Source organism: Streptomyces sp. NPDC023723, assembly GCF_040639815.1.
Classification (GTDB): domain Bacteria; phylum Actinomycetota; class Actinomycetes; order Streptomycetales; family Streptomycetaceae; genus Streptomyces.
Window position 1 is genome coordinate 14,374 of record NZ_JBFAAP010000026.1, and the last position, 17,491, is coordinate 31,864.

General features: G+C 73.5%; 18 protein-coding genes. 11 read left to right on the forward strand and 7 right to left on the reverse strand.

Translation table 11 applies throughout. The features are described 5' to 3' along the window. Positions 1-9: 9 nt before the first annotated feature. A complete protein-coding gene (mug, locus tag AB0G32_RS24605) occupies positions 10-582 on the forward strand; it encodes a G/U mismatch-specific DNA glycosylase (protein ID WP_361167106.1) in 573 nt (190 codons plus the stop codon). On the opposite strand, the gene AB0G32_RS24610 is transcribed toward mug, so the two are convergent. The 3 genes from AB0G32_RS24610 to AB0G32_RS24620 are packed head-to-tail and all read right to left on the reverse strand — an operon-like array spanning position 560 to position 2,668. Then, a complete protein-coding gene (locus AB0G32_RS24610) occupies positions 560-976 on the reverse strand; it encodes a hypothetical protein (RefSeq protein ID WP_361167109.1) in 417 nt (138 codons plus the stop codon). The two genes, mug and AB0G32_RS24610, sit on opposite strands and share 23 nt — an antisense overlap. Positions 977-1,016: 40 nt before the next feature. Further along, positions 1,017-1,742 (reverse strand): ABC transporter permease, encoded by a 726-nt coding sequence (locus AB0G32_RS24615; protein WP_361167112.1) that lies wholly within the window; start codon positions 1,740-1,742, stop codon positions 1,017-1,019. Positions 1,743-1,744: 2 nt separating this feature from the next. Beyond that, positions 1,745-2,668: an ATP-binding cassette domain-containing protein gene (locus tag AB0G32_RS24620; RefSeq protein ID WP_361167115.1), complete on the reverse strand. Its 924-nt coding sequence runs from the start codon at positions 2,666-2,668 to the stop codon at positions 1,745-1,747. A gap of 107 nt (positions 2,669-2,775) precedes the next feature. Here AB0G32_RS24620 and AB0G32_RS24625 point away from each other — a divergent pair, with 107 nt between their 5' ends. The 3 genes from AB0G32_RS24625 (at position 2,776) to AB0G32_RS24635 (ending at position 5,864) form a co-directional block, all read left to right on the forward strand. Beyond that, a complete protein-coding gene (locus tag AB0G32_RS24625) occupies positions 2,776-3,939 on the forward strand; it encodes a histidine kinase (RefSeq protein ID WP_361167118.1) in 1,164 nt (387 codons plus the stop codon). A gap of 14 nt (positions 3,940-3,953) precedes the next feature. After that, the gene (locus AB0G32_RS24630; RefSeq protein ID WP_361167121.1) at positions 3,954-4,616 is read left to right on the forward strand and encodes a response regulator transcription factor; all 663 of its coding nucleotides are present in this window, start codon (positions 3,954-3,956) and stop codon (positions 4,614-4,616) included. 93 nt (positions 4,617-4,709) lie between these two features. Continuing rightward, the gene (locus AB0G32_RS24635) at positions 4,710-5,864 is read left to right on the forward strand and encodes an ROK family transcriptional regulator (RefSeq protein ID WP_361167124.1); all 1,155 of its coding nucleotides are present in this window, start codon (positions 4,710-4,712) and stop codon (positions 5,862-5,864) included. A 219-nt stretch (positions 5,865-6,083) separates the two neighbouring features. Here the strand turns inward: AB0G32_RS24635 and AB0G32_RS24640 are convergent, their stop codons facing one another. Further along, positions 6,084-6,845, reverse strand: a complete 762-nt coding sequence (locus AB0G32_RS24640) for a GntR family transcriptional regulator (RefSeq protein ID WP_361167127.1) — start codon at positions 6,843-6,845, stop codon at positions 6,084-6,086. 204 nt (positions 6,846-7,049) lie between these two features. Here AB0G32_RS24640 and AB0G32_RS24645 point away from each other — a divergent pair, with 204 nt between their 5' ends. Beyond that, complete coding sequence (locus AB0G32_RS24645) at positions 7,050-7,928, forward strand: alpha/beta fold hydrolase (RefSeq protein ID WP_361167130.1); 879 nt, start codon at positions 7,050-7,052, stop codon at positions 7,926-7,928. On the opposite strand, the gene AB0G32_RS24650 is transcribed toward AB0G32_RS24645, so the two are convergent. Both AB0G32_RS24650 and AB0G32_RS24655 read right to left on the reverse strand, forming a co-directional pair. After that, positions 7,880-8,749 carry an alpha/beta fold hydrolase gene (locus AB0G32_RS24650; protein WP_361167133.1) on the reverse strand — a complete coding sequence of 290 codons (870 nt, stop codon included), beginning with the start codon at positions 8,747-8,749 and terminating at the stop codon, positions 7,880-7,882. The genes AB0G32_RS24645 and AB0G32_RS24650 overlap by 49 nt on opposite strands. Before the next feature lie 135 nt (positions 8,750-8,884). Further along, a complete protein-coding gene (locus AB0G32_RS24655) occupies positions 8,885-9,427 on the reverse strand; it encodes an SRPBCC family protein (protein WP_361167136.1) in 543 nt (180 codons plus the stop codon). A gap of 337 nt (positions 9,428-9,764) precedes the next feature. Between AB0G32_RS24655 and AB0G32_RS24660 the strand changes: the two genes are divergently transcribed. The 6 genes from AB0G32_RS24660 to AB0G32_RS24685 all read left to right on the forward strand — a co-directional run bounded on the left by AB0G32_RS24660 (position 9,765) and on the right by AB0G32_RS24685 (position 16,232). Further along, positions 9,765-10,352 (forward strand): hypothetical protein, encoded by a 588-nt coding sequence (locus tag AB0G32_RS24660; protein WP_361167139.1) that lies wholly within the window; start codon positions 9,765-9,767, stop codon positions 10,350-10,352. A gap of 47 nt (positions 10,353-10,399) precedes the next feature. Continuing rightward, positions 10,400-12,220 carry a tryptophan 7-halogenase gene (locus tag AB0G32_RS24665; RefSeq protein WP_361167142.1) on the forward strand — a complete coding sequence of 607 codons (1,821 nt, stop codon included), beginning with the start codon at positions 10,400-10,402 and terminating at the stop codon, positions 12,218-12,220. A gap of 87 nt (positions 12,221-12,307) precedes the next feature. Next, positions 12,308-12,904: a sigma-70 family RNA polymerase sigma factor gene (locus AB0G32_RS24670; RefSeq protein ID WP_361167145.1), complete on the forward strand. Its 597-nt coding sequence runs from the start codon at positions 12,308-12,310 to the stop codon at positions 12,902-12,904. A gap of 86 nt (positions 12,905-12,990) precedes the next feature. Continuing rightward, positions 12,991-13,641, forward strand: a complete 651-nt coding sequence (locus AB0G32_RS24675; protein WP_361167148.1) for a hypothetical protein — start codon at positions 12,991-12,993, stop codon at positions 13,639-13,641. Between the two features lie 108 nt (positions 13,642-13,749). After that, complete coding sequence (locus AB0G32_RS24680) at positions 13,750-15,321, forward strand: AarF/UbiB family protein (RefSeq protein WP_361167151.1); 1,572 nt, start codon at positions 13,750-13,752, stop codon at positions 15,319-15,321. A gap of 35 nt (positions 15,322-15,356) precedes the next feature. Next, positions 15,357-16,232, forward strand: coding sequence for an SAM-dependent methyltransferase (locus AB0G32_RS24685; protein WP_361167154.1), 876 nt, complete (start codon positions 15,357-15,359; stop codon positions 16,230-16,232). Position 16,233: 1 nt separating this feature from the next. Here AB0G32_RS24685 and AB0G32_RS24690 read toward each other — a convergent pair whose 3' ends face one another. After that, positions 16,234-17,484 (reverse strand): wax ester/triacylglycerol synthase domain-containing protein, encoded by a 1,251-nt coding sequence (locus AB0G32_RS24690; RefSeq protein ID WP_361167157.1) that lies wholly within the window; start codon positions 17,482-17,484, stop codon positions 16,234-16,236. Between the last annotated feature and the right edge of the window lie 7 nt (positions 17,485-17,491).

Consider the following 17,491-nt stretch of genomic DNA (forward strand, 5'->3'; position numbering starts at 1 on the left):
CGCACGGACATGCCCCGCTTCACGCCCGCCGAGCTGGAGGCCGCCCGCGACCGTCTCGTACCGGACGTCGTCGCGGCCGGTCTCCGGGTGCTGTTCTGCGGCATCAACCCCGGCCTGATGACAGCCGCGACGGGCCACCACTTCGCCCGCCCCGGCAACCGGTTCTGGCCGGTGCTGCACCTGTCCGGATTCACCCCGAGGCGGCTCGCACCCGCCGAGCAGCAGGAACTCCTCTCGTACGGGCTCGGCATCACCAATGTGGTCGCGCGGGCCAGTGCCCGGGCCGACGAGCTGACCGCCGAGGAGTACCGGGCGGGCGGCCGGGAGCTGGCCCTGAAGGTGACGCGGCTGCGGCCCCGCTGGCTGGCCGTGGTCGGGGTCACCGCGTACCGCGCCGCCTTCGACGACAAGAAGGCCCAAGTGGGCCCGCAGGAGCGGCTGATCGGGGACACCCGGGTGTGGGTGCTGCCCAACCCGAGCGGGCTGAACGCGCACTGGACGGCGCAGACCATGGCCGAGGAGTTCGCCCGGCTGCGGGCCGCGGCCGACGCGCAGGGGCTCACGGCGGGGCCTCCCGCGTGACCGCGGCCAGCAGCCGCACCTCGTCCGCCGCGTCCCGGTCGGCGACGGCGAGCGCGACCCAGCGGCCGGTGCCCGCCACCTCCCACAGGTAGGCCACGCGGGCGCGGGCGCTCAGCTCGGCCCACGGCTCCGGTATCTCCCCCGCCCGCTCGGTGCGCAGCAGGACCGTGAGCAGACTGAGGATCTCCGACTCGCCCCACCGCTCGGCCAGCAGCGCGTCGACGGCGTCCCGCTCCTTCTCGTACTGGTCGACCGCCACCGCACGCTCCGCCGGTTCGCCGCCGCCGCGCAGGCCGTGACTGCCGCTCAGCACCACGAGGTGGTGGCCGAGCCCCGCCGGGAACGGGCGGAAGCACAGCTCGTCGATGAGGGCGATGTGCCGTGCGATGTCCATGGCTCCAGTAAAGCGGGCGGCACTGACAACTGGCTGTGCGTCAGGCGTCCCGGCGACGCAGCCGCCACCCGCCTGCCAGCACGGCGGCGGCCGTCCACAGCGCCGTCACCGCGAGTCCCGTCCAGGGCCCGGTGCTCGCGTCGGACGTCTGGTGCAGGATCACCTGCCCCGCCCGGTCCGGCAGGAAGTCGGTGGCGCCGCCGGCCGCGTCGCCGATCACGAAGGAGACGGTCAGGACGAACGGGATCAGCACCGAGAGGGCGGCGACGCCGCTGCGCAGCAGCGCGGTGAGGCCGGCCGCGAACAGTGCCATCAGCATCAGGTAGAGACCGCAGCCCACGACACCCCGGGCCTGCTCGGCCACGGTCGGCCCACGCGCGGCGGAGCCCAGGCCGGCGCGGGCCGCCGCCAGCGCGGCCAGGGCGGTGACCAGGCCCACCACCAGGGCCGGTACGGCGATCGCCGTCAGCTTGGCCGCGAACCACCGGCCACGGCGCGGCACCGCCGCCAGGGTGAGACGGATCGCCCCGCCGTGGTACTCGCAGGACACGGCGAGCGCCCCGAAGGCGATGGCGGCGACCTGGCCGAGCACGACCCCGGAGAGGGACGTGAACAGGGGGTCGAACTCCGGGTCGGTGCCGTCGTCGAGGCCGGCGAGCGCGGAAAACCCGGCGGTGGCGGCGAACACCGCCGCCAGCGCCCCGTACAGCGGCCGCAGGGTCCGGATCTTCAGCCACTCGGAGCGGAGCACGGGGATGAACGGCATGGTCAGACCTCCTGCCGGCGCTGGGCGGCGAACTCGGTCTCGGCAGACGTCAGGTCCAGATATGCCTGCTCCAAGGTGCCTTCCTCGGCGGCGAGTTCGAGGATCGGCACCCCGGCTCCCGACAGGAGGCGGCCGATGTCCGCCACGCGCGCGTCGGACACGGTCCAGTGCCCCTCCTCGTGCCGGACGGCGTCGAGGCCATGGCGGGCGAGGACGCCGGTGAGGGCGGTGGGGTCCGAGGTGCGGACGCGGACCCGTGGCCGCACGCGCGCGCGGATGAACTCCCGCATCGGGGTGTCGGCGAGCAAGCGGCCCCGGCCGAGGACCACGAGGTGGTCGGCGAAGGACGCGGTCTCGTTCATCAGATGGCTGGAGACCAGCACCGTACGGCCCTCGGCCGCCAGACGGCGCAGCAGTTCCCGGATCCAGACGATGCCTTCCGGGTCGAGCCCGTTGGAGGGCTCGTCCAGCAGCACGACGCCGGGGTCGCCGAGCAGCGCGGCGGCGATGCCGAGCCGCTGCCGCATGCCCAGGGAGTACGTCCGCACCCGGCGGCGGGCCACCGGCGCGATGCCCGTCTCCGCCAGTACCTCTGCCACCCGGCGGCCGGGCAGCCGGTTGCTCGCCGCCAGGACGCGCAGATGGTCCCGGGCGGTGCGCGAGCCGTGCGCGGCGTGTACGTCGAGCAGGGCGCCGACGTGCCGCAGGGGTTCGTCGAAGGTGGCGTAGGGGCGTCCGCCGAGGGTGGCGGTGCCGGCGGTGGGCCGGTCCAGGCCGAGGACGAGCCGCATGGTGGTGGACTTCCCGGCGCCGTTGGGACCGAGGAAGCCGGTGACGCGGCCGGGGCGCACGGTGCAGGTCACGTCGTCCACGGCGCGTCGGGAACCGTACTCCTTGGTGAGGGCCCGCAGTTCGATGCTGGTCATGGCGCCAGCCTGGCCGGTCGGGCCAGGCCCGGCCTCCCCCGTGAGTGGCGAGCGGCTCCCCCGCCCGGGGGAGGCCCGTTGTCAGTGGCGGCTGGCACGATGGCGAAATGGTCCGCATGCTGCGCCCGTTCACCCGGGCGGTGACGTACACGCGGTGGCTGCATCTCTTCGTCGCCGCGGTGCTGCCGGCTGTGCTGATGTACGTCGACGACGTCTGGATGTACCTCTCGCCCGTGCTGCTGGCGCCGGCCGGCCTGGTGCCGGCGATGCGGGTGGTCGAGGGGTTCCAGGCGCGGCTGCTGCTGACCGGTCAGCAGCAGGCCGGCGACGGCCACGAGATCGTCCTCGCACCGTCCGTCACCTGGGCCGACCGCGCGCGGACGGTGGTGTGGCTGCAGGCCCGGCTGCTCCTGGGATGCCTGGTCGCGGTGGTCACGATCCAGCTGCCGATCACCACCGACAACCTGGTGGCCGGCGCCCGAGGGGTGCCGCTGGGCGACGGTGCCCTCGTCCCCGTCCCCGGGCAGCACTGGTGGTACGCGCTGCTGGCACCGCTGCCGCTGGTCCTGCTGGCCGCCGTCGTCGTGGGTTCGGGCGTACTGATCACCCGGCTCGCGCCGAAGCTGCTCGGCCCCTCCCCCGCCGAGCGGCTCGCCGCGCTGGAGGAGCGCACCGAACAGCTGCTGGAACGCACCCGGATAGCCCGCGAGCTGCACGACTCCATCGGGCACGCGCTGACCGTCGCCGTGGTCCAGGCCGGCGCGGCCCGGGCGGCCGGAGACCCGGACTTCACCGACCGGGCGCTGTCGGCCATCGAGGACACCGGCCGGGCCGCCCTGGAGGACCTGGAACGGGTACTGGGTGTGTTGCGGGAGGCGCGGCGGCCGGTGAGCGCCCGGCCGACGCTGGCGGACGCCGACCGGCTGCTGGAGTCCGCGCGGTCCTCCGGGGCGAAGCTCGACACGGAGGTGACCGGGCCGCTGGGGACCGTGCCGGGGCCGGTGTCCAGGGAGGGGTACCGGATCCTCCAGGAGGCGCTGACCAACGTGCTGCGGCACGCGGGGGCGGTGCCCGTCCGGGTCCGGATCCGGGTCGCGGACGGCAGCCTCGGCCTGGAGATACGCAACCCGCTCACGGCCGCCGCGCCCGGCCCGGGCCGCGGCAGCGGACTGCGCGGCATACGGGAGCGGGCCGCCCTCCTCGGCGGACAGGCCCGTACCGGCCCCGACGCCGGTGACTGGCAGGTCCAGGTGGTGCTGCCGGTGGGCTGATCTACGCTGGCCGGATGCCGGTCACCGTTCTCCTCGTCGACGACGAACCTCTGGTGCGCGCGGGTCTGCGGGCGGTGCTGGAGGCGCAGCCCGACATCGAGGTGGTCGGGGAGGCGGCCGACGGGGCGGCGGTGATCCCGCTGGTGCGCGGGCTGCGGCCGGACGTGGTCGCCATGGACGTCCGGATGCCGCTGCTGGACGGCATCGAGGCCACCCGCGCCGTGCTGCGGACGGTCGCCGACCCGCCGAAGATCCTGGTGGTGACCACCTTCGAGAACGACGAGTACGTGTACGAGGCGCTGCGCGCCGGGGCCGACGGGTTTCTGCTGAAGCGGGCCCGGCCGGCGGAGATCGTGCACGCGGTGCGGCTGGTCGCGGCGGGCGAGTCGCTGCTCTTCCCGGCGTCGGTGCGGCAGTTGGCGGCCCGGTACGGCGACGACGGCGGGAACCGCGCGGCCCGCGCGGCACTGGAGCGTGCCCGGCTGACCGAGCGGGAGGGCGAGGTGCTGCGGCTGATGGCGCGCGGGCTGTCGAACGCGGAGATCGCCGCCCGGCTGGTGGTCGGGACGGAGACGGTGAAGTCGCACGTGAGCGCCGTGCTGGCCAAGCTCGGCGCGCGGGACCGCACGCAGGCGGTGATCGCGGCGTACGAGTCGGGGTTCGTGACGCCGGGCTGAGCCGTACCCGGGCCGGGCACGGGCGGCACTCGCCGGGGTGCGGCGTGCCGAGTACGATCCGGCCAACACGCGCACGAGCTGGGAGGACGGACGGTGGGGCGGCTGACCGGCGGGGACCCCTCGCTGCTGCGGAGGATCAACTCCGCGGTGGTGCTGCACGCGCTGCGCGCGACGGACTGCGCGACGCTGACCGAGATCACCCGGGTGACCGGGCTGTCCCGGCCGACCGTGGAGGGCGTGGTGGACGGCCTGATCGAGGCCGGGCTGGTCGTCGAGACGGCGGCCGAGGAGGGCTCGGCCCGACGGCAGGGACGGCCCGCCCGCCGGTTCCGGTTCCGGGCGGAGGCAGGGCATCTGCTGGGGCTGGAGATCGGCCCGCACCGGGTCTCCGCGGTCCTGGCCGACCTGGACGGCACGGTGATCGGCGCACAGGCCAAGGAGGTCGAGGAGAGCGCGCCGGCCGACGAGCGGCTGGAGCGGCTGCGGGGCGCCGTCGCCGAGGTGCTGCGCCGGGCCGGAGTGGCCCGCGGGTCGCTGCGCGCGGTGGGGGCGGCGACACCGGGGATCGTCGAGGCGGACGGCACGGTGCGGCTCGGTACCGCGCTGCCCGGCTGGACGGGGCTGCGGCTGGGCGAGCGGCTGAGCCGTTCCTTCAAGTGCCCGGTGCTGGTGGAGAACGACGCCAACGCGGCGGCGGTCGCCGAGCACTGGCAGGGTGCCGCCACCGACTCCGACGACGTGGTGTTCGTGCTGGCCGGGCTGAGTCCGGGGGCGGGCGCGCTGATCGGCGGGCGGCTGCACCGGGGGTACGGCGGGGCGGCCGGGGAGATCGGGGCGCTGCATCTGCTGGGCCGCGAGGTGACGCCGGAGACGCTGCTGTCCACCACCGACGAGCCCCTGCACCCGCTCGACGAGCAGGCGGTCGCGAAGGTGTTCGCCCAGGCCCGGGACGGTGACGAGCGGGCCCGCGCGGCGATGGACCGGTTCATCCGGCGGCTGGTGCACGACGTGGCGGCGCTGGTGCTGGCCCTCGATCCGGAGCTGGTGGTGATCGGCGGCTGGGCGGCCGGCCTCGACGGCGTCCTGGCACCGCTGCGCCGTGAGCTGTCCCGCTACTGCCTGCGCCCTCCGAGGGTCGCCCTGTCCCTCCTGGGCGAGGCCGCCGTCCCGACGGGCGCGCTCCGGCTGGCCCTGGACCACGTGGAGGAACAGCTCTTCGCGGTCGAGGGCACGACGGCCCGCCGCTGACCGCCCGCACGGCCGGTCGCCGTGCCGACAGCACCGACAGCGCCGACAGCGCCGACAGCGCCGACAGCACTGTCAGTGCCGGCAGTCCTGCCAGCGCCGAGAGTCCTGTCAGCGTCGGCGGACGCGCGCCCGTGCCCCGCAGGCCGCGGCCTGCCCGGCTTCCCCCAGCCTTCCGCCGGGCGGCCGGGCACGGCGCACCGCCCCGCCCGGCGGTCCGGCTCAGCAGACCGCGCTCGTCGCCGCCACGCCGTCATGGATCTCCACGTCGCCCGTGTCGCCGAAGGTCAGGCGGCAGGTGTCCGCCCGGTAGGTGGCGACGCTGAGGGCGGCCGTGCCGGTCCCGGTGAGGTAGCGGGTGGTGACGACCAGCACCGGGGCGCCCGGCAGGCGGTCCAGCTCCCTGGCCTCGTCGGCCCGGGCGGAACCCAGTTCCACGGCGCTCTCCTGGTGCGCGAGCTCCAGGCGGTGCAGTTCGCACAGGACCGCACGCGCGCGTGCCGCCCCGGAAGGGGCGTCGGTCAGGCCGGGCACGGCCGCCGGCGGGACGTGGAGCAGTTCCGCCGCGACCGGCCGGCCGTGCGAGACGCGGGAGCGGCGCACCGTGTGCACGGGCGCGGCGCGGTCGGTGCCCAGGGCGTCGGCGACGGCCGCCGGCGGCACCGCCAGGGTGCTGTCCACCGGCTGCCAGGCGTCGTCGGCCACACCGGGCCAGACGTGCTCCCGGGTGCCGACGGCCACGCCCACCCGCGGCGGCGCCACGGTCGTGCCGACACCGCGGCGGCGCTGGAGCCGGCCCTCCAGTTCGAGCTGCTCCAGGGCCTGGCGGAGGGTGGCACGGGCGACGCCGAACCGGGCGGCGAGGTCCCGCTCGTTGGGGAGGACCTCGCCGACGGAGAACTCCGAGTCCAGCGCCTCGCTCAGTACGGTCCTCAAGTGCCAGTACTTCGGTTCCTGTACCGGTTCCAGCTGCGTGGTCCCCACCCTGTCCTCCGCACTCGCCGTGGTCCGGCGGCGTTTTAACGCCCTTGTTTATTAAAGGTTGTTGCACTTCTCTGCGACCATAGGGCGGCCCTCACCCTTGGTCAAGACCAATACCGGAAGCGCGCCCCGGGTCTACCCGTCGGTAGCTTTTGCTGACACTCTGTCTACGCACGTTTCCCGGACGCGCCACGACCAGGAGTGCCCATGTCCTCGACCGTCTCCTTCACCGCCCCCACCCCGCACGGCCCGCACCCCGTCACCGTCTCCTGCACCCGCGTGGGCAGCGGTGAACCGCTGCTCCTGCTGCACGGCATCGGCCACCACCGGCAGGCCTGGGACCCGGTGCTGCACATCCTGGCGACCGAGCGCGACGTCATCGCCCTCGACCTGCCCGGATTCGGCGCCTCCCCGGCGCTGCCGGCCGGACTGCCGCACGACCTGGCGACCACGGCCGCCGTGCTCACCGCGTTCTGCGCGGAACTGGGCCTGGACCGGCCGCACGTGGCGGGCAACTCACTGGGCGGCCTGCTGGCCCTGGAACTGGGCCGCGAGAACCGGGTACGGTCGGTGACGGCCCTGTCCCCGGCGGGCTTCTGGACCGAGGCCGAACGGCGCTACGCCTTCGGCGTCCTGGCGGGCATGCGGGCCGCCGCCCGCCGTCTGCCGCTCCCGCTGGTCCGGCGGCTGTCCCGCACCGCGGCCGGCCGCACCGCTCTGACCAGCACGATATACGCCCGTCCCGGCCGCCGTTCGCCCGCCGCGGTGGTCGCCGAGACGCTGGCGCTGGCCCACGCCGAGAGCTTCGCCGCGACCCTACGGGCCGGCCGCGAGGTCCGCTTCACCGACGACATCGACCGCATACCCGTCACCGTCGCGTGGGGCACCCGGGACCGGCTGCTCGTGCCCCGGCAGGGCGTCCGCGCCAAGACGGTGATCCCGCGGGCCCGGCTGATACGGCTGCCCGGCTGCGGTCATGTGCCGATGAACGACGACCCCGCGCTGGTGGCCCGCGTCCTCCTCGACGGCAGCCGGTCTCAGTCCGCCAGGGCCGCGAGCACCTCGCTCAGCACGGTCGCGTTGTAGGGCATGCTCACGTGCGGCGTGTGGTCGTTCGGGGCGATGTCCTGGAGGACGATGTTGCGGACGTAGTGGCCCTCGGTCTCCGCCAGGGCGCAGGAGGTGTACGGGGTGACCACGTCGTCGTAGGAGGTGGCGATGACGGTGTGCCGGACGCCGTCGGTGGTCTCGCCCAGCTCCGCGAGTTCACGCTGGAACTCGTGGTCGTGCTGGAGCTGCGGCCAGGCCGGCACGGTCATCGCGACCACGCCCTGTTCGACCAGTTGGACCGCGCCGGGGATCTGCCGCGCGAGGTTCATCAGACCCTGGGCGGTGATGCCGTGATTGCTCGGACTGATGCCGACGAAGTTGTGCACCTTCGCCCCGCCGCCCAGCTTGTTCAGGTAGTAGCGCGGCATCATGCCGCCCTGCGAGAAGCCGACGATGTCGACCTGGTCGGCCCGGGTGCGGCGCAGCACCTCGTCGACGAAGTCCCGCAGCTGCTCCGCCGACTTCCTGATGTCGCCGAGGCCGAAGATCACCGGATTCAGGTACTTGCCGTAGTCGGGGCGGAAGATCCGGTAGCCGCGCTCGCGCAGCACCGGCGCCGCGGTGGACCACGTGTAGCCGCGGTTGCCGAAGGTGCCGTGCACGAGCACCACCGGGCGGGGGTGCTCCTCGGTAAGCGGCAGGTCCCAGTCGTCCTCGTCCGCCTCGACGTCGACAGCGGCGATGACCGTGGCGCCGGCCACCTCCTTGAGGGCGGTCACCCGGTGGGGCAGCTCGGTGATGTCCTTGGTGATGTCGTCGGTGTTCAGTCCGGACGGACGGGGGATCGAAAAGCCCACGGTGCTGCTCCGTTTCAACGAGGATTCCGGCCGGCCCGAACCGGCGAATTGTTCAGCTTTCAGTCTCCCGTTCCGGAATGTCCCCCACGATCCCTCGTGCGAGGGAAAGAATTCATCCCATCGGGCACGTAGGGATCAGACCTTCGCGTTCGTACGGGACACCGGACGCGCTTCCTCGGCCAGCCGCGGCGCCAGCCGGGCGGTCGCGGCGCGGAGCAGTCCGACGTACGGGTTCCACCGGGCCGGGCGGGCCACCGTGCCGGTCAGCTCGCGTTCGGCGCGGTCCAGGACACCCCGGAACACCGCGTCGTGCAGCGGCCGGAAGAACAGCGCCCAGAGCGGCCACAGCGGGGCGCGGGGACGGACCACCAGTGTGTGAGTGAGCATGGTCCACCGGTCGTCGACGCGCTCGACAGCGAATTCGTGGAAGCCCGCGAAGCCCCGGGGGCCGGTGAACCGGAACCGCACCCAGCGGCCGGGCACGTGGTGGCTCACGGTGTAGCGCACGACTCCGTGCCGGCCGTGGGTGCCGACGGCCAACGGCCCCTCGAAGCGGATGGGCGGCCAGTTGGGCGGCCAGAGGCGGTCGTCCGGGGAGCCGAGGCCGTCGAGCAGGGCGCCCACGGTCTCCGGCGCGGCGGGCAGTGCGCGTTCATGGACGTTGAGCACGGCGATCACGCGGAGGAGCATGCCGGTCGCGAAGGGACGGCGGCCATTCCCCGAAAGGGGAACACGGACGCACTCCCCGAGCGCGCGCAGCACCGCGCGCGCCGTCGCCGAGCGCACGGCCCGGCCGGCGGATGGCCGGATCACGTCGTCGCGCGGGAGTGGCGGACGGCGGCCCGGCCGTGCCCCGACTCGTCTGCCGGGTCGGGAAGTCGGGGCGGTACGGATCCCCGTTCGAGTCCCGGGGGCGAAGACCGGCCAAAGGCCGGAAGAACGCGGGAGCGGGCGGAACCGAGCGTAAAGACAGGTGAGGAAGGCACCAGCGGGCCGCCGGTGAAGGGGGTTGGTCATGGCCGCACTGCCCGGCGCGTGGCACGCGCTGCTCGCCCGGCCGCCGCTGACCGGGCTGCGCGGCGATCCGGTGGCGGACGCGGCGCTGCGGGAGATGTCCCGGCTGCTGCCGGCCCGGGTGGCACTGCACTCCCTGCGGGTGTTCCTGCTGGCCGACGCGCGGGCCCGGGCCGCCGGGACCGCTTACGACCGGGCCGGGCTGCTGGCCGCCGCCGCGTTCCACGACACCGGGCTGGTGGGCCGCGCCCCGCTGGGCCGGGGCGGATTCACCGCGCGTTCCGCCGAGTTGCTCGGCCGGTTCCTGGCCGGGCATCGGGTGGCCGGCGACCGTCGCCGGACGCTGGTCCGGGCGGTGCGTGAGCACATGCGGCCGTTCCCCGCGCCGGACGCGGGGCCGGAGGCGCGGCTGCTGCACTTCGGGGCCTGGCTGGACGTCACCGGTCGCGGTGGCCGCCTGGTGCCCGGTGAGCGGCGGCTGCTGGCCGAACTGGCCCCGACTCCCTGGTTCGCCCTCTCCTTCTGCGCCCGGGTGGCGGCCTGCGGGCCGCGCCGGGTGCTGCCGGCCCGGCCCGCCGCCCCGCGGTGACCACTGGGCCGGCGACTCGCTCCACCCGTCGCGAAAGGACCGTAGACATGCAAGAGGACCAGCGGGAATTCGATGTCGCCATCGTCGGCGGCGGCATCGGCGGGACGATGCTCGGGGCGATCCTCGCCCGGCACGGCGTCCGCACGCTGCTGCTGGAGGGCAGCGGGCATCCGCGGTTCGCCATCGGGGAGTCGACCGTCCCCGAGACCACGTTCGGCCTGCGGGTGCTGGCCCGCCGCTACGACGTCCCCGAGCTCGAGCACCTGGCCACCTACGGAACACTGCGCCGGCACGTCTCCTCGAACTGCGGGGTCAAGCGCAACTTCAGCTTCGTCTACCACCGGGAGGGCGAGTCCACCCGGGCCGAGGAGTGCACCCAGAACCCCACCTGGGGCCCGCCGCTCGGTCCCGACTCGCACTACTTCCGCCAGGACGTGGACGCCTACATGTTCCAGGTCGCCGTCTCCTACGGCGTCACCGCGTACACCCACACGATGGTCGAGGACGTCAAGTTCGAGGAGGACCACGCCACTTTGGTCACCCGGGACAAGGGCAGTTTCCGCGCCTCCTACGTGGTGGACGCCGGCGGGATGCGGGCGATGCTGCCCGAGCGGCTCGGGCTGCGGCAGGACCCGCCGTACCGGACCCGGTCGCGCACGATCTTCACGCACATGGTGGACGTGCGGCCGTTCGACACCGTGGCGCCGCCGCGCGAACAGCACAAGATGCCCAGCCCGTTCAGCCAGGGCACGCTGCACCACGTGTTCAAGGGCGGCTGGTTCTGGGTCATTCCGTTCGACAACCACTCCGCCGGAACGAGCGGGCTGTGCAGTGTCGGTGTCAACCTCGACCTCGACCTGTACCCGCGCCCCGAGGACAGGTCGGCGGAGGAGGAGTTCTGGCAGCACGTGGGCCGGTTCCCCAGCGTGGCCCGGCAGTTCGAGCGGGCCCGGTCGGTGCGGCCGTACGTGTCGACCGACCGGACGCAGTTCTCGTCCCAGCAGGTGGTCGGCGACCGCTGGTGCCTGCTGCCGCACGCCAGTGACTTCATCGACCCGCTGTTCTCCAGCGGTCTGTCGGTCACGGTGATGTCGCTGAACGCGCTCGGCCACCGGCTCATCGACGCGGTGCGCCGGGACGACTTCGACACCGCCCGCTTCCAGTACCTGGAGCACTGGACCAAGCGCATGTTCCGGTACTTCGACGACCTGGTCTCGTGCAGCTACATCGCCTTCGACGACTTCGACCTGTGGAACGCCTGGACCCGGGTGTGGGTCATCAACACCCTCTACGGCACCAACGCGCTGAACCAGGCCGCCGTCACCTTCGAGAAGACCCACGACACCGCCTGCTTCGACGCGCTGGAACAGCCGCCCTACCGGGGGCTCCAGGGCGCCGACAACCCCTGGGTGGAGCGGCTGTTCAACCAGTCCCGGGACGCCGTGCTGGCCTACCGGGACGGTGCGCAGACCAAGGAGCGGACCATCGAGCGGATCTACGAGCTGCTGCGCGAGAGCGAGCTGAGCCCGCAGGTGTGGGGCACGCTCGACCCCGAGAACCGCTGCCCGGCCGGGTCGTTCACCCTCTGGCCGCTGACGAAGATCCTGCTGTGGGGCAAGTTCCGCTCGCCGCGGCACGTGCGGGGCGCGTACTTCACCGGGGGCGCGCGGCTGGTCGGCAAGGAGGCCGTCCAGACGTACGCCACCGAGCTGCGCTCGGGCGCCACCCAGGTGCACCAGACACTGCGCGACATGTGGATCAACTGGAACCGGGACTGGACCCGGCGGCCCGCGCCGCGCACGGCGGCCGACCGGTCCCCGCGCCCGGCGGCCGACCGGTCCCCGGGGGCGGAGCCGGCCCGGGACTGACCCAGGAAAATCATTTCTGCGGACGACCGGAACACCGGACCTGCACATTCCGGTTTGCGGCTCCAAGGGGTCGGGTAGGAAAAGCCTGTGGCCGCCGGAAAGAAATCCGGCCACCGATTCCCCTGCCTGAAACCGAGAGACAACGGGCTGCAATCCACAATGGCGCTACATTCCACCTGCCAATCGCCCGCTGCATGCTCCTGGGAAGACATTTTTCAGCACCAGGACCGCCTCATGCGGTTGGTTCGACGACGACTGCCAAGTTTTCAGGACGCCGAAGACTGTGTTCAGGAAACCATGGCCCGAGCGGCCTCGCACGCCACACTGGACAGAAATCGACTGGGTCCTTTCCTGACCTCCGTGGCGCTTCGGCTCTGCATCGACTTCTACCGTGACATAGAGCGCCGCAGCAGACTGTTGCAGCGTGCGGCGCTGTTGGACTTCCCCGGCACCACCGAGGAAGACGTGTGCGACGAGGATTTCGGCAGATGGCTGCTGAGCCAGGTGGACAAATTGCGCGGCCGGGAGCAGGAGGTCATACTCGCCCGGGCCGCGGGAATCTCCACGGCGGAGTTCGCCCGAATTCACAACATCTCCGTGAAAGCGGCGGAAGCCGCCTTCACCCGAGGTCGGGCACGTCTGAAAACGGCGTGTGCCAGGGCCCTGGAGGGCTGCGCACGATAACTGTCCCACGTCCCGGAAAACCTTCGCGGCCGTGGGTCTGCCATCCCGTCTGCGTACACCGCAGAAAAGGAAAGGAAGCTCCTCTCATGTCCAAGAGCATCCAGGACATCATCAAGGACTTGATCGGCGATATGGCCGACAGCGGGAAGGAAGCGTTCGACGACCTCCTCGACCGCGACGACCGCGACGACCGGGACGACGACTGGGACGACTGGGGCAGGCGGGCCCGGGCCCGGGCCGCGAACCCGGTCCAGAATCTGGCCGGACTGCCCCAGAACGCGCTGGCCGCCCTGGCCGGGCCGGGCAACCCGCTGGCCGGACTGGCCGGTGCCGGGGCGGGCGGCAACCCGCTGGCCGGACTGGCTGGTGCCGGGGCCGCCGGCAACCCGCTCGCCGCGCTGGCAGCGGCGGGCGGCGGCAACCCGCTGGCCACCCTCCAGGGCCTGAACCAGCTGGCCGGCGGGGTCGGGAACGCCGCGTCGGGCGCCGGTGACGTGATGTCGTCCATGGCCGCGCTGCCGAACCAGATCAACCAGCTCGGCCAGATGATCACGCAGTTGGTGCAGGTGCTCCAGAACAACCCCGCCAGTCAGCTGGCCTCGACGGCCGGCCAGGCGGCCTCCGCGGCGACCGGCGCCGCGAAGGCGGCGGGTGACGCCGCCAAGGGCGCCACCGGGAGTGCCGGCTCCGGCGTGCCCGGCTTCCAGGGCCTGGGCACCCTCGTGCCCCGGGTCTGACCGGCGCCCCGCCGTCCCGCTCCGCCGGTCGTGCCGGAACCCTCCGGCCGACGGTCGCGGCCTCCGCCGTACCGATCCCGCCGTGCCGATCGAGGAGGAACGCTCACCATGCCGTCTGCCGTCGGCGACCGGCTGCGTCTCGTGGTCAAGGTCCTGGGAAGCCTCGTCGCCGACGAGGTCGGCCAGGCCACCCGCCTCAGACGCCGCAAGCGGGACACCCAGCCCCCGGCGGCGTCCGCCGAATCCCCGCACGGGGTCTCGGCGGACGTCGCCGCGGGCGAACAGCGGCGTGCCAAGGCGGTGCGCCAGGCCTTGGAGAACCTCGGCCCCTTCTACGTGAAGCTCGGCCAGATGCTCTCCACCCGGCCCGACATGGTCCCGCAGTCGATCCGGGACGAGTTGCAGAACCTGCACGACCAGGTCGACGTACAGCCGTTCTCCGAGTTCGAGCCGGTCCTCGCGCGCGACCTGGGGGCGGACTGGAAGCTGCGCTTCGACGACATCGAGACCGTCAAACCGCTCGGTGCCGCCTCCCTGGCCCAGGTCTACCGGGTGACCCTGCCCGGCGGCCGGCCGGCCGTGGTCAAGATCCAGCGGCCCGGCATCCGCGAGGGCGTCCTCGCCGACATGGCGCTGATGCGCAAGGCGGCCAAGATCGTCGCCCGGGTCGCGCCCCGCTTCAACGAGGTCATCGACGTCGAGGCGATGCTCGGCTCGGTGTTCGACGCGATGGAACCGGAGCTGGACTTCACCGGCGAGGCCCGCAACATGGACGAGGCCCGGGAACACGTCCGGGCGTTCCGCACCCTGGAGGTGCCCCGGGTGCTGCACGCCACGCCCCGGGTGCTGGTCCAGTCGCTGGCCGCGGGCGTCTCGGTGCGCCACCTCGACCCGGCGCACTTCACCGACGGCGAGCGCGTCGAACTCGGCAAGGACCTGCTGCGGTTCATGTACCACGGGTACTTCGTGCACCGCTTCTTCCACGCCGATCCGCACGCGGGCAACGTCTTCGCCGCGCCCGGGGCGCCCGCGACGCTGATCGACTGGGGCATGGTCGGCCGCCTCGACCGCCGTACCAGCCTGCAACTGCTGCCGCTGTTCATGACCATCGCCCAGAACGACGGCGCCGGGCTGGCCCAGCACTGGGCGGAGATGGGCCGGGTCACGTCCTGGGCCAACATGCCGGCGTTCGCCGCCGACATGGCCGCCTTCGTGCCGAAGGTCTCCCATCTGTCCCTGGAGGACATGAACTTCGGGACGGCGCTGACCACCGTGCTGGCCAAGGCGACCCGGCGCGGCATCGGTTCGCCGCCGGCCGTCTCGCTGCTCGGCAAGTCCTTCGCCAACCTGGACGGTTCGGTCCGGCACCTGGCGCCGGAGATCACCCTGCCCGAGGTGTTCCAGGGGGAGGTGCCGCGGATCCTGCTGGCGGTGGGCCGGGAGTTCCTCGGCCGGCACCAGTTCGCCCGCAACTCGATGGAGCTGCTGCTCACCGCCGTCACCAGCCCCGAGCAGGTGCGCGGGGTGCTGACCGACGTCGCCAACCGCCAGTTCGCGCTCAACGTGCACGAACCGCGCACCACCGCCGCCCAGGGCGGCCAGCGCTCCGTCCGCCCCTCCGGCGGGCTGCTGGCGCTGGGCGCGATGGCCTATCTGCTCGGCCGCAGCCGCTCCCGCTGAACAGCACACGTACACCCAGCGATTCGGAGGTACCCATGACGGACACCGCAGGGCCCACGCCTTCCAGAGGTGTGCCGCTGCCCGACGGGCTCTCCAAGGTCGCCGTCTGGACGGCGGCGGCGCACGCCGCGGAGCACCGCCGCGAGGCGCCGTACGTCCTTGATCCGTGGGCCGGTGACTTCCTGCACGCGGCCGGCTTCCCGCCGGGCGGACCGCCGGGCGACGGCCCGCTGCAGCGGCTGCTGCCCGACTGGGCGGTGGTGCGCAGCCGGTTCTTCGACGAGCACCTGCTGACCGCGGCCGGCTCGGGCTGCCGCCAGGTGGTGCTGCTGGGCGCCGGTCTGGACACCCGGGCGTTCCGTCTGGACTGGCCGCGCGGGGTGCACGTCTTCGAGGTGGAGGACCCGGCGCTGCTGGCCTTCAAGGAACACGTGCTCGACTGGGCCGCGCCGACCTGCGGCCGGCGCAGCACCGTCGGTGTGGACCCCACCGGCGCCTGGACCGGGGAGCTGTGCGCGGTCGGCTTCGATCCCGGGCAGCCCACCGCCTGGCTGGCGGAGACGCTCCTGTACCACCTGCCGCCGCGCGAGGCGGAGTCCGTCGTCACCACCATGACGGAGCTCTCCGCGCCGGGCAGCACCTTCGGCGCGGAGTGCGTGAACGCCGAGGCCACCTCCTCATCGTTCGTGACCCCGTTCCTCCAGGCGCTGTCCACCACCGGGCTCTCCTGGCCGTGGCAGCTCGCCGAGCCGGAACGCTGGTGGGCGGAGCACGGCTGGCACGCGGCGGTCGCCGACCTGTTCACGCTGCCGTACGCGGTGCAGCGGCTGGCGCCCTACCTGCCGCTGATCGGCGAGGCCGCCGCGCGGACGGTGTTCCTGACCACCGGGACGCTCGGCCCGCCGAGGTGAGTCACGCCCGCTCCAGTTCGAGCAGCGCCGACAGCCACAGGTCGGGCAGTTCGTCGGCGGTGGGCAGGTTCTCGTCGTGCACCACGGTCAGGCAGGCGGTGTCGTGCTGGCTGGTCAGGGTGGCCAGCCAGCGCACCCCGTTGGCCAGCCCGGAGTAGGCGGCCGCCCAGCGCGCCGGCCTCCCCTGGTGGAGCAGCGGGGCGCCGAGGGCCACGCTGCTCGCGGGGCCGGCCACCACCGAGCCGTTGACCAGGCGTACTCCGATCCGGGCGCCGATCTCTCGCGGGCTGGTGGCCATCAGTACCCGGAAGGCGTCGCGCCGGCGGCTCTCCTTCAGGTGCCGCAGTCGCGCCGCCACCAGCCGGACCGCTTGGGCCGGCGACGGCTCGTCGCAGGGCAGCACTACCCGGGCGGTGACCATCCGGTTGCCGGGGGCGTGCTCCTCCCCCGGTGCCCGCACCGACATCGGCACCGCCACCGGCAGCGGCGGGTGGACCGTGCCGGTGGCCTTCAGGTGCCAGGTGCGCACGGCATGCGAGAGGGCCGCGAGGTACACGTCGTTGACGCCGGCGCCGTGCTCCCGGCCGAGGCCGCGCAGCCGGGCCACCGGGACGGTGACGTGGCAGACGCCGGTGCGGCCGCCGACCGGTCCGTCGAAGCCCGGCTTCGGGGTGGGGGCGCGGAAACCGGCCGCGATGTCGCCGAGCACACCGGCCAGGCCGCTCGGCGCCGGGCGGGCGTGCGGCTGCCCGGCGGGCTGTGCGTCGGGGCGGTCGTCGAGCAGGGCGCGGGCCGCGTAGACGGCGCCCATGCCGTCCTGGACGGTGTGGTCGGTGCGGTAGCACAGCAGATGGCCGCCCGCCGCGCCGTGCACCAGCCATACGTCCCACAGCGGGCCGTCGCCGGTGGTCATCGGGCGGGACAGCAGCAGCCGCCCGGCCGCCGTGCCGTCGGTGTCCTCCGGCAGCCGCAGTTCCCGCACGTGCCGCTCGACGGCGAGGCCGGCGACCCGCCGGAACGTCTTGGCGCCCGGCGCGGGGCGGTAGTTGAGCGCCGGGATGCGCGGGGCGCGTTCGGCGATCCTGGCGCGCACCGAGTCCAGGGGCGGCGCGGGGCCGTCGAACGCGAACACCAGCGGCAGCGGCAGCGGCCGGCCGCGCGCGGCCAGGCGGTAGGCGAGGTCCACGGTCCCCAGCGGCAGGGTCGGGGGCAGGGGGCCGTCGGTGCCTCGGCCGGAACGCAGCGGTCGCATCGGGAAC

What these genes read in the sequence shown, in the direction of transcription:
- mug (WP_361167106.1), top strand. Translation starts at nt 10, where the DNA reads ATGCCCCGCTTCACGCCCGCCGAGCTGGAGGCCGCCCGCGACCGTCTC.
- AB0G32_RS24610 (WP_361167109.1), bottom strand. Translation starts at nt 976, where the DNA reads ATGGACATCGCACGGCACATCGCCCTCATCGACGAGCTGTGCTTCCGC.
- AB0G32_RS24615 (WP_361167112.1), bottom strand. Translation starts at nt 1,742, where the DNA reads ATGCCGTTCATCCCCGTGCTCCGCTCCGAGTGGCTGAAGATCCGGACC.
- AB0G32_RS24620 (WP_361167115.1), bottom strand. Translation starts at nt 2,668, where the DNA reads ATGACCAGCATCGAACTGCGGGCCCTCACCAAGGAGTACGGTTCCCGA.
- AB0G32_RS24625 (WP_361167118.1), top strand. Translation starts at nt 2,776, where the DNA reads ATGGTCCGCATGCTGCGCCCGTTCACCCGGGCGGTGACGTACACGCGG.
- AB0G32_RS24630 (WP_361167121.1), top strand. Translation starts at nt 3,954, where the DNA reads ATGCCGGTCACCGTTCTCCTCGTCGACGACGAACCTCTGGTGCGCGCG.
- AB0G32_RS24645 (WP_361167130.1), top strand. Translation starts at nt 7,050, where the DNA reads ATGTCCTCGACCGTCTCCTTCACCGCCCCCACCCCGCACGGCCCGCAC.
- AB0G32_RS24660 (WP_361167139.1), top strand. Translation starts at nt 9,765, where the DNA reads ATGGCCGCACTGCCCGGCGCGTGGCACGCGCTGCTCGCCCGGCCGCCG.
- AB0G32_RS24665 (WP_361167142.1), top strand. Translation starts at nt 10,400, where the DNA reads ATGCAAGAGGACCAGCGGGAATTCGATGTCGCCATCGTCGGCGGCGGC.
- AB0G32_RS24675 (WP_361167148.1), top strand. Translation starts at nt 12,991, where the DNA reads ATGTCCAAGAGCATCCAGGACATCATCAAGGACTTGATCGGCGATATG.
- AB0G32_RS24680 (WP_361167151.1), top strand. Translation starts at nt 13,750, where the DNA reads ATGCCGTCTGCCGTCGGCGACCGGCTGCGTCTCGTGGTCAAGGTCCTG.
- AB0G32_RS24685 (WP_361167154.1), top strand. Translation starts at nt 15,357, where the DNA reads ATGACGGACACCGCAGGGCCCACGCCTTCCAGAGGTGTGCCGCTGCCC.
- AB0G32_RS24690 (WP_361167157.1), bottom strand. Translation starts at nt 17,484, where the DNA reads ATGCGACCGCTGCGTTCCGGCCGAGGCACCGACGGCCCCCTGCCCCCG.